Genomic DNA, 15,095 nt, shown 5'->3' on the forward strand with positions numbered 1-15,095 from the left:
TCGTTCGCGATTTCAAAGCGCCTAATGCAGACGCCTTGGTTCTTCGACATCCGCAATCAGGGTGAGCGGTCGACGATCGAGCGGATATGCCCCCTTCGCAACGGCCAACCAAGGCTCTCAAGCTCCGCGGGCTCCAGCCCGAATGCCGTGGTTTCACAACCGTTCGCGCGATCAATCCAACCTCACAGCGAAGAACGTGCCATTGGGTCCGTTCTCGACCACGAAGGGTGATTGAACGGCGGCGAGCTGCATCTGTAGTGATGCCAGCGGATCGAAGGCGACCACCCCCTGGGTGGTCCATGAGCCGACTCCTTGATCGAAGAATATTGTGCCGGCCCCCCCGCTGGTTCGAAAGTCGAGCCGGCGCCTGTGCGGCAGGTGCTGGTGCAGACGCAACTTGGCCGACGGCGCGACCATCGCCAACATGTGGCGGAGGACCGCGTCACGATCAACGACGTCGGGCCAATCGTCCCTCACCGTACGACCAGCTCGCGGTCGACGACCGTCGCGACGTTGGACCAGCGTGTCCACGTTGATGATCGTATCGACGTTCGCGAATCCGGCGAGAAACTCGGTAACGAGCCGCGCGACCAGGGGGCTGAAAAGATAACGATCCGAGTAGGTGAGTTCGAGACAGGGCTCCGCGAAGACGGCCTTCAGGGCATCGTTCCGCATCATCATTGCGCGTCTGAGCCGCTGCCCGAAATCGGTCGCCGGTCCGTCAATCTCCTGTGACACTTCGAAAATGGTCTCGTGCACGCGCTCGATCAACAGCGCACGAGAATCGATAGGAACGGCGTCCTGCTCCGAAGGATCGACCGGGCCGCGCACGACGGGCGCGGCCGAGGTGCTCGCCCAGGTCGCGGCGATGCGATAGGCTGCGGCGTCGAACGATCGCCAGGCCGTCACACGATCGCCACTTCTCGTGACGGAGAGAAGATCACGTTCGGCGCTGGACACGCCGCGCAGGACTGCGCGCGCGCGCTCGATCCAGAGCGCGATGCGCCGCCGGGTCACGGCGTCGGCGCCGGTCACGGCGTCTGCATCGACCGAGACGATTACGGTTCTTCCACGCGCGCCCCATCTTTCGACGATCGGCGCCATTGGCCATGCATCGAAATCCCATTCCTGCGGGCTGCCGTGAAGGACGACGGTCAATTCGGTCTTCGGATCCGCGGACATGCGTTCGTTGAGGGCGTCGGCGAGCGGCGCGGCTTCGTACACCGTCGCATCTCCGAACAGGCTATGCTGATCCGGAAGGGCGATTCGATCGATCGTAGCGGCGAGCAGCGCCGCGGCGCCTGCGCGATCCGTCGCGTCGGCTACGTGTTGGGCGTCCGGCGCCAGGACACAGCCGGGACAGGCGCGTTGGGCGTCGGGATCGCCGCACCGTCCTGGGCGCGCGCAGTCCAGATGGGCCGCCGCCTCGCGCAACAGCCCCACCGGATCGCGCGAAATGGTCGTCGAGAAACCGGCGCCACCACTCGCCCGATCAAAGACGACGGCGCTGAAGTTGTCGCGGCCGCGAACGTTCGGCGCAGCCGGTGCCGCGAAGCCCATTTCGTCGGCATCGATACCGAGGCGATCCGCTACCGCCTCACGCAGCGCGAGCGCGAGGGTGAGTGCGATGTCCCTGGATCGACACTCGTAAAGCTGAATCTCGCACAGATCGGTTCGGATCTCGTGGCCGAGCATGAGATTGCGCGTCACGGCATAAGGCGCGAACTCAGGCGCGCCGCTGCAGGTGACCTGATCGATCGCAGTGGGTGCGCCTCGCAGCGGTCTGTGCAGGGACAGTCCCGGTCCCCCGGAGGCCTCGGGCTCCGACTCGGCGCGGCCGCAGTGGAGGCACAAGGCATAACCATGGCCATAGTCGCCGGGATTGAACCAAAAGACCGTCCCATCGGCGCTCGCCCGAACCCGTCCGACATCGGGGTCGGGTAGCGAACGCCAAGGCGCCTCTCGCGCGGACACCCAGGGATCGACGACCTTGCTACTCCCGACGTCCGATGGATCGTCGTGCACGTTGAACCGGACGTCGACGGAGAAGCCGCTCGGACTGAGATACCGTCTGGCTTCCAGGTTGCTCGATCCGCATTCGATACATGGCGTCTCCTCGACGGCGGAAGGCTTCGACGCGAGCGCGCCGCAGGTCCTACAGGACCACATGGTGCGAAGGCTCTGGATCTCGCGCAGGCCGGCTTCCGAGACCGGTCGCTGCCAGTTGAGCGTCACGCCGGATGATTCTCGAACCACGCCGTCCACCACGATGCCGCGTCCCGGCGCGTATTCGTATATGCCGACCTCGCGAGAGCGCGAGGGATAGCCGCGGCCGAAACTGCGCTCCTGGGCCTCCTCGCCGGCGTCGGCCGCACGCTGCTTCGCCGCCTTCTCGCCAGCGGTTTCGGTGACGAATTGGACGACATCCGTGGGAAATCCGTAGGACGGAAGGAATCCCCGTCCCGCTAACTCGCCGAGCAGATATCCGCGTTCGAGGCGCCGACGCTGGAGCTCGCGAGCCTTGTTGACCGCTGCGAGTTCGACGTCCCCGGTCGGCGTGGCAGGCACCTCGGCCGCGAGCGCCTCCCATTCGGAGTGCATCTCCGCGGAAATGCGGCCGATTCGACCGCGGAGAACCTCGATCAGATCCCAACCCGGCGCGACCGGTGTTCCTGCGAGGAGCGTGGACAATTGCTCGTTCGTCCCGGGGTCGCTGGGTACGGTGTCGAGCCACGCCAGGAAGGCGATGGCCGGTACCTGCTCTGAGTGCGGGATTGTATCGTTCGAGAGTCCGAAGAATGTACCGTTGGTGAGCTTGTGCAGCTCGGCGCCCAAGCCGGCGAGGAATCTGGCTAGCAGCAGGGCGGCCGCGTGGCGCGTCGCGATCGTCGGGCTCTCAAGGCTAACCCGCGGCGTCTTGACCTGGCGCAAGAGATAGTCAAGCGGATTGGCGATCGTCATACGGTCAAGTGGGCGGTCCTTGCACAGCGTCAATCCCACCGCGATGGGCTGCCGCTGTCGCCCTGCCCGACCGACGCGCTGCCGATAGTTGGCGATCTCTGGCGGCGCGTTGCTGTTCAGGACGGCTTCGATGCTGCCGATGTCGACGCCCATTTCCATCGTTGTTGAGCAGCCGAGAACGTTGATCTGTCCGGCCTTGAACTCACGCTCATACCGTCGAAGCGTCGTGCTGGCCTGTTGGGCCGAATGCTCGGCGGCGCGAAGCCAGGGCGAGAATTTCGCTGCTCTGTCGTGCTGATCACCCCATCGCCCGGCATCCCGCAATTCTCTCACGATCGGATCGTCGGCGAGCCAGCCGTCCAACGTGTCCTCGTCCACCGCGAGCCCGGCCGGATCCCTGCGCCAGGGATAGTGCAATGTCGGCATGGTGATCGGGGTGGCCGTCGGATGGACTCCATCAACGTCATAAGGGCTCAATCCGCGCAATGTCGTATCGAGGACGCGGCGCGTCGTTGGACACCAGAATGCCTTTTCGACTTTTGCTACGGAGAGGGCTCCAAGTTTCAGGCGATAGCCATTTTCGGTCTGCGTCATGAAGCGCAGGAGCGTGCGCCACGCATCGCCGAGGACCTCCGCCACCTTGTCCTTGTCCGAACGATCCTCTGGATCGAGACCAACGGCCTGGAAGAGCAACCGCACGATGCGAGTCAATCGTGGCCCGTAGGGGTTGGGCCAGAGCCTTTCGTAGCGACTGGATTTCTCACCGGGCGCCCAGGGTCTGACCTCGATGTGGCTCTGCCGGCGATCGATCCAGTTCAACCACCAGCGCTCGAAATCGAGCGCGACGTTGGTTCTCAGGAAGTGGGTGACGAGCAATCGCAGGAGATCCCGCCAATCCGCTTCGGTCAGCCCCATCGCACGGGCCGAGGCTGGTAGCGGCACGGTGGCGTCATCGATGCCGGGTAGCTCGAAGCGAAACAGGCCGAGCGTTTCAGCCGAATTGGCCCGAACGGGTCGCCGCATAGCCTCGCGATAGAGGAGGAATTCCGCAAGGGTTTCCGGGTCGTCGAACCGCGGATCCCGGTTCGTGGTCGTCCAGAGCGCGCGCAGGAAATGGTCGACGGTCGTGTGGGATGCCAACCGCCGCACGAGATCACGCCACGGTTTAGCGCCGCCGTCCGTCAACCGAGAGCGCTCCTGCTCAAGGTCGTGGGCCATCTTCGTGAACAGAGCATTGTCCGGATGCTTTCGCAGGCCATCGATCTGCTGGTTCAACTCTCCGATCCTCGCCGGATCGGCCGCCGGCCGTTCCTGAGCGAACTGGTAGATGAAACCACGCACGAAGGTCCGTTCCGAGGCGATCTGGACGTTCGCGGCGTGACGCGCGGTCCCCTGTCGAGCATCGGTGAACGTGATGAGCCGTCGGCCGTCGAAGGGCAGCGGTTCGATCGCGGTCGTTTCCGGAGACAGATCCGCCAGAAACCCTGGCGTGATCTGGGCCATAAGGAAGGGGGCGCCGGCAACGACGGGACGCATGGCGCCCCTCCTAGGATCGACGCGACTTGGGGCCTTGCCGCATGTCGGACAGATCGAGATATCGGGGCTAGCAGCGAAGGTGAGCCGCCGTTCCGCTGTCGTGTCCAAGATTCCGGTGGCGAGGTCCAATTCGAATCGCATCGAACCGGCCTTGACCGGCAGACCGAGGTAGCGGCGAGAGACGATCGTGGGAGCATCGGCAGTGGTAGCCTCTTCCTCCTCGTCCTCCATCACCTCCGCAGGATCCTCTCGTTCGAGTGTCTGTTCGAAGCCGTCCTCGTCATTACCGTCGCTCCAAGGCGCAATCCGTGAGGCGTTGTCGTATTCCTCAGCACGTAGGGCACCGTCGCCGCACAGGGTGCAGCAAACCCATTCGAGAACGATCGACGAGCAATGCGGGCAATGCTCGTGTGCATCCGAGAAGATCGCGCCATACGGCCAATCGGAGCCCTCGTGACGGGATGGGCTCTCAGGGCATTCCGGGTCGATGCACGCCCAAAGACCGGCGATGGTCCTATGAAAGAGATGGACCCGATTGGGCAGGATGGAGTCGCTACCAGACTCGGCCATCACCGGATCCGCGTGCGGGTCCTTCGCTCGCGCCGCTTCGACGAGCATCGCGGTCGGATCGGCCGGCGCTCCGGCGAGCTTCGTCACGCGTTCCGACCAGTCCCGCCAGGAGAAGATCCTACCGCTGCGCAACTCCTCGCGCGTGTCGCGCAACAGGCTCGACCCCGCGAGGATTCCGCCACTGATCTCGGGCGCGAGACCGGACAGATCACCAGAGTCGATGCTGCGAGCGTCGTATCGCGTTGGGGCGGAAGGCAGCGGCGCCCGGTGACCTTCGACGACGTGGATCGCCTCGGCGGGGGCTCCCGATAGATCTTGCAGAAAGCGATGTAGGTCCGCTTTGGCGTTTGCACCACCAATCGTGGCCGAGGTCGCAACGTATCGGATGTCGCTCGGTTGGCGCCCGAACGCGAGCGCGACGCGTCTGAGCAGGAGCGCGATCTCCGCCGCCTGCGCTCCCATGTAGGAATGGGCCTCGTCGAGCACGATGAAGTCAAGCTTCCCTTGCGAGGCGGCGAGGATCGGCGCGTCGTTCTGACGGATGAGCATGTATTCGAGCATCGTGGCGTTCGTGACGAGCACCGGGGGCGGCGACGCCCGAAGGGCCGTGCGGTCGCCGACGCGCCAAGGCTTTTCCGTACGCGAAGCCGCGCGCACAGCCTCCGGGGTCTCCCCGTTGTAGAGGCAGTAGCGCAGGCTTCCGCCGAACGGCTCGAACCATCGGCTGAGCCGCTCCTCCTGACTGCTGATGAGCGCATTCAGTGGATAGAGCATCAACGCGCGCACACCGTCGATCGGCCGCCTGCCGTTATCCGAGAGCCGCACGAGACGATCGAGGATGGGAACCAGGAAGCACTCCGTCTTGCCGGAACCGGTGCCGCTCGACACGATAACGGAGGTTGGATCCGCCGATGTCAGCAGCTTCCAGGCTCGTGCCTGATGGACATAGGGCGGGAAGGATACGGTACGCAGTACGTCGATCGTTCCGGGATGCAGGATCGATGGATCGAGCGCATCCCACCCCCCCTCCAGGGGCAACCAGGGAAAGGCGCCTTCGATGAACGGCTCCGCGATGAGTGAGCCCTCCACGCCAGCCGGCGCGGACCAGATGCCGCGCAGGTGGCGGGCCAATGTTCGGGATTTCGGCCGCAGCATGCCGAGGATGGCGTCGGCGGCCTGCGTTGGCAGTCGCGTCATCATTCGATCGAGATCGATCATGCCCGTCCCTGTCCCATCGTCGTGGCCTCTCGCAGTCGCTTCTCGATGCCGACCGGCACCATCGTCTCGAAATATTCCGGATCGAACAGCCAGACATCCCGACATCGTCGAATCTCTTGGACCGAGAGGTCCATCCGTCCGGCGGCGTGATCGGCTATCGCCAACGGTGTCGCGATGGTCTCGGCAAATCGCTCGTCATAGGGTTCGAAGTGGCGTTGCTGCGCCATCAGAGCGCGCGGCGACAACAGACCGCGCGGTGGAATATCCGTGTCGTCGTGGCGTGCGATCAGGCGATCTATTTCGGAACGGGTGCCATGGCCGACGGGGACCTTCAGAAAATTTCCTTCGCTGCTTTCGATCGTCCTCCCCGCGCGTGCCATTTCCGCCGTCACGAGCACGAGGAAGACAGCGCGGGCATGACCTGCCAGTTCGGGGCGGAGGGCAACGATCTCGCGAAGGGCAAGCAGGATGCTGCGATAGGTGATGGTATCATCGATTCCCGCATCGGCGAGCCGTCGTCGCGTGTCCGCGATGCGGGCTGCGAAAGCCTCCAGCCAATTGGAGATCGTGGTCGATGACCAGAGGAAAGGCAGGTCGCGTTGGAGGTCGAGCAGGGCGGCGCGCTCATCGAGCGAATCGCAGCTCGCCAACAGAAGTGTTGCAAGCGCGGGAGAGCCGTCAAGCGCTTTGATCGCGTCTATCGAGGAGATCGGGAGCCCCTCGCGGCGAGCCACGGTCAAGAGGGTAACGATCGTTCTCCGATCGAGCGACGAGAGCTGATCGGCCTGCGCATAAGCCCGGACAAATGCCACCGCCCTTGCAGCCGAAGCGTCCGTACCGATAGCTCGCTCCAGAAGCGTTTGCTCGTCTTGGAAAGATCGCGGCGCGGCGGGGACGATGCGCGGGCGTATCCTCGCGCCATTCCGGCGGTGTCCATAGACGAGCCAGGGCCCCGCAGGCAGAGCCTTCGAGAGTTCCGCCCGCATGGTGGCCTGGCTCGCTGGTGCGGACACGGCAACCGTTCCAGCCGAGGGATGTGCTAGGGAGAATGCCTTCAGCTCAAGTCCATGTGTTGTTGCGAGCACCGAAAAAGCATTGGGTCGCGGGGCGTCGAACGGATCGACGTCCTCCGCATACCAACGCACCTCCGCGATCTGCTGGCCCGCGCCGATGGCACCGACCGCGATACGCGCGTCGAGACTCTCGGAGCTCCCTAGAAGCTGGTGGATCGTATCGGCGAATGTCGACAGGGGAACTTCGCCCGAAATCGTCCGAACCACGGCCAGCCTCGGGGCGTCGATCGCGCGAAGTTCCAGGGTCAGGGAAACGTCCCTGGTTGAGCGGATGCGGACACCCTTCAAAGCATCGAGCGAGAGAATCGAGCGCGGGGACATCGGGCGATCGGATGAATCGACGAGACAAAGATCATAGCTCGGGTCCGATACGGTAATCGCGAGTTCTGCATCCCAGCGCGGTCGTAGAACGATCGTTGCGACGCCGCTCGGGGGACCGAGCGTGACGATAGCCGCGTCGCGGTCGAACGCGACGGTCAGATTCCCAGAGGCACCGGCTGATAGAAGACGGGTTCGGAGGCCCTCGACCCGAAGTTGGCGTCGGACGGGATCGATGCTGACCTCGAAGTCCGGTGGAACGATGGCAGCCCCCACCGTCAGGCGCAATTCGCCGTTCTCGATGATCGCCAGATCGACGTTGCCCCATGGACGAGCATCTTCGATCGACTGCCATGTCCCGCGCCCTTTCGGTCGCCAACGCATGTTGGTGCGCCGTGGCGCCATGAGATGGCCGTCGCGTTCGATCCAACAGGTCGGCACGCCCCTGAATACAGATTCTCGCACGCCGCGCAGCAGATCTCCTATGAGCACGAGACGTGCGTCGACCGTACTTTCGGCGCTCGTTCGCCAGGACCACGTAGTATCGTCCAGGCGAAAGCGCGCCCTTCCGGAGAACGCGACCAATCGGCGGTCTGATCCGATCACCGCACCCAGATCCTCGAAGCCCGCGGAGAAGGAAACGGCTTCGAAATATTGTCGTTTGACAGCGAGGGCGAGCCTCGATCGGGTTGTCTGTACCGGGGACGGCCCGAGGACGCGCAGGCTTACGGGCCTTCCCTCTTCATCGAGTTGCTCGATGTCTAGCGCGACGACAGGATCCTTAAGCGCTTCGCCGCCAGCGGCAACGAATTGCGAGATCGTCGTCGTACCGGCCTGGACGAGCAGACGCGCTTCGTCCTTTAGCGCGAGAGCGGCGTCGAACCGCGCGACGAATGCCCTCAATTCATGGATCGGTCCGTCGTCCTGGTCGAACGTTTCGATCGCGGCGACGGCGACCATTTCGTCACAATAAGGAGAGCAAGGAAACACACGAAGGCGCCGACCGTCGCGAACCGCCGCGGCGACCGAGTTTGGCAAACGACGAAGGTCGATATTTCCCGACAGACCAAGTGTGGCGCGCGCCTGCCACCCATCTCTGGCAAGAACCAGGCGTCGGGTCACATCGAGTGCGGCACTGCCATCCTCTCGTGTTCGAACGATCCGTTCGACCAGCCCACGAATGTCATCGCACTCGACATCGAACGGCAACTCGTCGCGCCAGCCTGGTCGGCATCCATCGAGAAATTCTACGGGATCTCCGCCGGCATCGCCCGGCGGGAGCAGCCGTCGCAGTTCAACGATCTTGTCGCACAGGTCGACAGCCGGATCGAATAGCGCTTGAGCCAGACGCTCCGATACTCGCCACGCCTCCGCGCCAACCGCGTCGCGCGTCGCAAACCCGCGCTCAGCGCACAGGACCGAATTTTTCAGCCATGACGCGATACGAGGATCTTCGCGGACAGAAGCGACCGGAAAGCCGGCTTCGCGAACGATCGCCAGGAGGCGCTCGCCTCCCGTTGGCTCTGGACGCCGCCAAACCCGGAGCCCCAAGCTTACCAATGCTTCGACGTCGCGATACTGCACTGAGGCGTAAGTGCCATATTCCAGGCCGAGTGTTCGGAGCGGTCTTATCCAGTCCCAATGGCCTCCTCCGCGCTCGCGTCTAAACCATTCCGCGATGTGGCAAATGACCAGCGCCGCACCGCTGCGATCCCGCAGGGCCGACGATCCATGTCGACGGACGATGGCACCGCAAGATTCGATATCGGTGCGAGAAAAACGATAGGCATACAAAGGCCGTCCGTCGGGCTGCTCAAGACCGCGAGTCGCCAGAAGCGAGGTCAACGCTCCTCTCAAATCTGTCACCGCCCCTATGCCCCCAGACCAGTTCTCGACACAGTCTGACGTGTTAGGCGCTCATTGGCACTCAGATTCTACCCCTGCTAGGTCTGCGCCGCAGGCCGTCACGAGGAAGCAGCCCGCGTCCATTACTGTGAATTGACATTGAATGAGGAAAACTGCTCGATCGCCAGACCAGTCACGTTGCAGCAATCCGCGTGTCGATGGCCGCGACAGTCCGTTTGAAGGTGGAAGCGTAACGTCCGGACTGTTCCGATTGTAGGCACGACGCACAACCCATTTGATGTCCGGTTTCGGGAGATCGGCCTTGTTGCTTTGACGACCAAGATGAGGGCGCAAAACCGCCGTTCGCATGGGCGTGCCGAGGTAGCCACTTCGGGTCAAGCAAGCTTTGCGTATTTCCGGTCATAGATCGGCTATTGGTCATCCGTCGCTGTCGCGTCAGTTTTAGGAATGACCAGACGCTCACATTCACCCACTCGATACCCCACATATCAATTTTCGCCGGGCCGCTTGCCCGACAACCTCTACTTCTACGCGGACGCGCCGCCGCCCTGTCGCAGGAGGCGGCCATCCCCAACTCCCGCTCCCATGACCGTCACCGACGACTGGCCGGAATACATTCCGGTGGCTGAGGCGGAGATCGCTGTCTTCGAGGCGTGGTTCGGGGATATTCTGGAGGAGCTGATCCAAGGGGAATGACCGCCTGACACGAAAGGCTCCGCCATGACCGTTCCGCTCCGTGCCGCTTTGTACCTGCGGGTCTCCACAGCCCGGCAAGCCGAGCACGATGTATCGATCCCCGACCAGCGCCGGCAGGGCGAAGCCCATTGCCAGGCGCGCGGCTACCAACTGGTCGAGACCTATGTGGAGCCGGGCGCCTCGGCCACAAATGACCGCCGGCCCGAATTTCAGCGGATGATCGAGGCGGGCACGCTGAAGCCAGCGCCTTTCGATGTCGTAGTGGTGCACAGCTTCTCGCGTTTCTTTCGCGATCACTTCGAGCTGGAATTCTATGTGAGGAAGCTCGCCCGCAATGGCGTGCGGCTGGTGTCGATCACCCAGGAGATGGGCGACGACCCGATGCACGTCATGATGCGGCAGATCATGGCGCTGTTCGACGAGTACCAGTCGAAGGAAAATGCCAAGCACGTCCTGCGAGCGCAGAAGGAGAATGCCCGGCAGGGCTTCTGGAACGGTGCCCGCCCGCCGATCGGCTATCGCGTGGTCGAGGCCGAGCAGCGCGGCGCCAAGGTGAAGAAGAAACTTGAGATCGATCCGCTCCACGCCGATACCGTGCGGCTTATCTTCGATCTAGCCCTGAATGGTGATGGCCGTTCCGGTCCGATGGGCGTGAAGGCCATCGTCAGCCATCTCAACCGTAACCGGATCTACACGCGCGAGGGCGGGCGTTGGGGCATCGGTCAGCTTCATCGGGTGCTGACTCGCCGCACCTATGTCGGAGAGCATCAGTTCAACAGCCGCTCCAAGAGCAAGCAGAAGAAGCCCGAGAGCGAGGTGGTGGTGGTCGCCGTGCCGCCGCTGATCGACACCAAGGTCTTCGACGCCGTGCAGGAGCAGCTTCAGGCACGCAATCCCAAGATCGTCCCGCCGCGCGTTGTGAGCGGCCCGACGCTGCTCACCGGCATCTGCTATTGCGCCCAGTGCGGCGGGGCCATGACCATCCGTACCGGTAAGAGCGGACGCTATCGCTACTATGCCTGCTCGATCAAAGCGCGGCAGGGAGAAACCGGCTGCTCGGGTCGCGCCATTCCGATGGAGACGCTCGACACCCTTGTAGCCAGCCACATCGAGCAGCGCCTCCTTCAGCCGGAGCGGCTGCAGGAAATCCTCGCTTCAATGCTCACCAACCGCCAGGAGCGCCTTGAGCGCCGCCGCGGGCACATTGCCGAGCTCAACAAGCGCGCCACAGAGGCAGATCAGCGACTACGCCGGCTCTATGACGCCATCGAATCAGGTGTCGCCGACATCACCGATCCCGCTCTGAAGGAACGGATCGATAGATTAAAGGCGATCCGAGACCAAGCCAATGCCGATATAGCCCGCGCTCAGACCTCTCTCGCGACGGTAGGCGAAGATGCCGTCACGCCGGCCATGGTGGCGCGTTTCGCCGACATCGCTCGCAAGCGCATGCGCATCGAAGGCGGAGGCTACCGGCGCGATCATTTGCGCGCCTTGGCTCAGCGCGTGGAGGTCGGAGCGAAGGAAGTCCGCATCATCGGATCGAAAGGAGACCTGCTCAGAACGCTGGCTGCCGTCTCAGGAGGAAAATCGGCGACTCTAGGCGTGCCCAGTTTGGGACTGAAATGGCGGAAGGGGTGGGATTCGAACCCACGGTGGGCTTGCACCCACGGCGGTTTTCAAGACCGCTGCCTTAAACCACTCGGCCACCCTTCCCGCCTGCCCGACCGTACATCCCATACCGGCCGGCGAATGCAAGAGGCGGCGCCGATTATCCCCCCTTTGGTCGCATCCCGCCGGTCGCGGCTTCCGGCACGCGCGCGGCCTGGGCCGACGACCATTGCGCCATGTAGGCCCCGGTCAAATCGAGCACCAGCGCCTCCACGGCCGGATGCGTCGGCAGTTGCGCATGGCTGACGAAGCGGGCGCCCGCCGCCCAGGCGTCGATGTTGCGCGCGCCGCGCACATCCGGGAAGCCGGGGCCGTGAATATTGATGCAACGCGCCACCGGGCAGGCCGGCGATCCGGGCGCCGCATCGATGGTGATCACCAGAGGCGCGGCATGTCCCCGGCGCATCAGGTCGCGGGCGAAATTCAGCGCCGTCGAACCGCCGAGCGAATGGCCGATGATCACCTCCGGCACCGCACCGGCCTGCCGGTTGAGGAAATGCGTGTCGCTGCGGGTGCGGAACCCCTGCTGGCGCAAGGGGCGGGACAAGGCGGAAACGCCGACATAGTCGTTCTCGACATAGACGCCGAGACCATCCAGCAGCAGCACCAGCGGTGGCTGGGGGAGCGGCAGCGGCCGGGAAGGCGCGCCAGGCGCCGGGGTGAGGGCCCACGGCCCGGTCGAGGGAAACGGCTCCGCCCGCACCGGTGCGCCCAGAAGCAGAGTCGCGCACAGCGCCACTCCCGCCGCACCGGCGGCCGGCCCTATCGCCCGGCCAATGAGCCCGATTCCCACGCGCATGCCCCGCATTCGTCTTCCCGTCCGTCCCGCCGAGGAACTGCCCTCGCTTGATAGCGGACGAGATGACGCCTCGCCAACGGCGATTTTGCGGCGCACCATCGGGATGGCACGCCGCCTCGCGATCGGCTGAGGAAGGCGCCGGCAGCGGTCAGGCGGCGTGCGAGCGGCCCTGTTCGCCGCCGTGCAGGCCGCAGGCCATCGACCAGCTACGGAAGGCGGCCCAGGCATGGGCCTGCTGCGCCGGCTCCCGCGCCTGCTCCAGCTGCGTCAGCAGCATCTCGGCATAGCGCCCCAGCCGGTCATGGCGCAGCGACCGCAGGAGATCCACCGCACAGGCCACCGAGCGAATCTCGATGGTCTCGCGACCGATCTGGACATGAATGGGGTCGGGTCGGAATTCAGCTATTGAAGGCTTCATCGCGCGGATCCTCCCAGATCACGGCCCTTATGATTTTGCGGCGCGCCGGAGCCGTCATGAACGCGCCGCCTTTGCGCGGAGTTTAACCCGGATTTGCATCAACGGCGCGACACCATTCGGTGATCGCACCGTCCGCGAGGCACGGGCGGCGATGTCGAGGATTTGCGCCTGCATCGGCATGAAAAATACAGAACATTATACATCGAATCTGGAATGCCAGAACGAGGCGCAGGATGATCCGCCGACCGGCACAAGCCGTCTCCTTACCCGAGAAAGCACGCGGTGAATCGAGGCGGCGGCAAATGCGCAGCCGGACGCCCTCCTTCTCGTGAGCGACGGGCATGGGAGCGCCACATCATTTCGGATATCCAAGAAACGAATATCGCCCATTCGAATATATTCTTGTATTTTTACAATCGAATATAAACGTCAATTCGCTTTTTCACTTCAAAAATTCCTCTATATTTCGCTATTTACTTCATGTTACGCTGAAGCCGGACGACGCCAAGATCGTCCCTTCAAAGAGGAAACGCCAATGTCCACCCGCATGAAAATCGCCGCGCTGGCCGCGGCGACGATGCTGCTCGGCTTCGCCCCCGCCTTCGCGCAGGACGAGCTGCCGCACGCGGCGGCCGCGACCGCCTATGTGAAGAAGAACATCCAGCCCTGGCTCAGCGACCCGGTGGTGATCTCCGCCGTGGTGGCCTCCAACAAGGCGCACGCCAAGCTGATGCAGACCGACATCGACGAACTCGACAACAAGTGGAAGGCCAAGGACCAGGCGCTGCGCGACAGCACCATGAAGAACAAGCTGGCCGAGTTCCTGATCAAGAAGAAGGAAGCCTCGGGCGGCGTGATCACCGAAGCCTTCGTCATGGACGGCTATGGCCTCAATGTCGGCCAGACCGACGACACCTCCGACATGTGGCAGGCCGACGAGGCCAAATGGCAGAAGACCTATCCGGTCGGCCCGGGCGCCATCTTCGTCGACAAGGTCGAGGAAGACGGCGGCAAGAAGATCGCCCAGGTCAGCGTCGCCATTTCCGAGAAGGACCAGAACATCGGCGCCGTCACCTTCGGCATCGACGTCGACAAGCTGAAGTAAGCGGGCCGGCAAGGCGGACGACATGCCCGCCGGGGGAGGTTTCGCCTCCCCCGGCGGCTCGCCTTTCCCGGTGTGTCAGGCGCGCGCCATCGCCTGCGGCAGCAGGAACGGCCCCGCCGTCGGCGCGATGCCGATCCGCGCCGTCACCCCATAGAGATCGGCAACCACCGCATCGGTCAGCACCTCGGCCGGGGTGCCGCGCGCGGCCACCTTGCCGCCCTTCAGCGCCACGATCTCGTCGGCGATCATCGCCGCAAGGTTGAGGTCGTGCAGCACCGCCGCCACCCCGCCGCCGGCCCGCGCCACCTGCCGGGCGAGTTCCACCACCATCAACTGGTGCGACAGGTCGAGGCTGGAGGTCGGCTCGTCGAGCAGCAGGTAGCCCGGCCCGTCGCAGCCCGCGAGCTGGGTCAGCGCGCGGGCGATCTGCACCCGTTGCTGCTCGCCGCCGGACAGCGCCGCATAGGGCCGGTCGCGGAATCCGGCGAGATCGACCTTTGCCAGCGCCCCGGCAATGCGCGCCGGCGCCCGCTCGCCCGGCGGCAGGCCGATCGCCACCACCTCGGCGACGGTGAAGGGGAAGGCCACCTGCACGTCCTGTGGCAGCACCGCCCGCCGGCGGGCGAGCCGGGCCGGCCCCAGCGCCGCGATGTCCTGCCCGTCCACCCTCACCTGCCCCCGCTTCGGCCGCATCTCGCCGGACAGCACCTTCAGCAGCGTCGACTTGCCGGCCCCGTTGGGGCCGATCAGCGCCGTCACCCGGCCGGGCCGTATCGAGAGGTCGGCGCCGTCGAGCAGCAGCCGGCCGGGGACGGCATAATCGATGCCCGTCGCTTCATAGGCTTCGCGTGCGTCGATCATGGC

The 15,095-nt window shown here is 64.3% G+C and carries 5 protein-coding genes, 1 tRNA gene and 2 pseudogenes; 2 read left to right on the top strand and 6 right to left on the bottom strand.

Translation table 11 applies throughout. From position 1 onward, the window contains the following. Positions 1 to 171 precede the first annotated feature (171 nt). Positions 172 to 6,285, bottom strand: a complete 6,114-nt coding sequence (locus tag KHC19_RS06905; RefSeq protein ID WP_213351608.1) for a DEAD/DEAH box helicase — start codon at positions 6,283 to 6,285, stop codon at positions 172 to 174. Next, the gene (locus KHC19_RS06910; RefSeq protein ID WP_213351609.1) at positions 6,282 to 9,521 is read right to left on the bottom strand and encodes an STY4851/ECs_5259 family protein; all 3,240 of its coding nucleotides are present in this window, start codon (positions 9,519 to 9,521) and stop codon (positions 6,282 to 6,284) included. The genes KHC19_RS06905 and KHC19_RS06910 overlap by 4 nt, the downstream gene beginning before the upstream one ends. 741 nt (positions 9,522 to 10,262) lie before the next feature. Between KHC19_RS06910 and KHC19_RS26425 the strand changes: the two are divergent. Continuing rightward, positions 10,263 to 11,288, top strand: a pseudogene (locus tag KHC19_RS26425) (recombinase family protein); the annotation flags it as partial. 576 nt (positions 11,289 to 11,864) lie between these two features. Here the strand turns inward: KHC19_RS26425 and KHC19_RS06920 are convergent. From KHC19_RS06920 to KHC19_RS06930, 3 genes are all read right to left on the bottom strand, one after another. Further along, positions 11,865 to 11,954: transfer RNA gene (locus KHC19_RS06920), tRNA-Ser, on the bottom strand. A 55-nt stretch (positions 11,955 to 12,009) separates the two neighbouring features. Then, positions 12,010 to 12,708, bottom strand: a complete 699-nt coding sequence (locus KHC19_RS06925) for an alpha/beta hydrolase family protein (protein ID WP_213351610.1) — start codon at positions 12,706 to 12,708, stop codon at positions 12,010 to 12,012. A 148-nt stretch (positions 12,709 to 12,856) separates the two neighbouring features. Continuing rightward, positions 12,857 to 13,126 carry a hypothetical protein gene (locus KHC19_RS06930; protein ID WP_213351611.1) on the bottom strand — a complete coding sequence of 90 codons (270 nt, stop codon included), beginning with the start codon at positions 13,124 to 13,126 and terminating at the stop codon, positions 12,857 to 12,859. A gap of 535 nt (positions 13,127 to 13,661) precedes the next feature. On the opposite strand from KHC19_RS06930, the gene KHC19_RS06935 reads away from it, so the two are divergent. Then, entirely contained in the window at positions 13,662 to 14,231 is a 570-nt protein-coding gene (locus KHC19_RS06935; RefSeq protein ID WP_213351612.1) for a hypothetical protein, read from the top strand. Between the two features lie 75 nt (positions 14,232 to 14,306). Here the strand turns inward: KHC19_RS06935 and KHC19_RS06940 are convergent. Continuing rightward, a pseudogene (locus tag KHC19_RS06940) lies at positions 14,307 to 15,077 on the bottom strand (heme ABC transporter ATP-binding protein); the annotation flags it as partial. Between the last annotated feature and the right edge of the window lie 18 nt (positions 15,078 to 15,095).

The sequence above is a fragment of the Ancylobacter oerskovii genome, from assembly GCF_018390555.1.
Classification (GTDB): domain Bacteria; phylum Pseudomonadota; class Alphaproteobacteria; order Rhizobiales; family Xanthobacteraceae; genus Ancylobacter; species Ancylobacter oerskovii.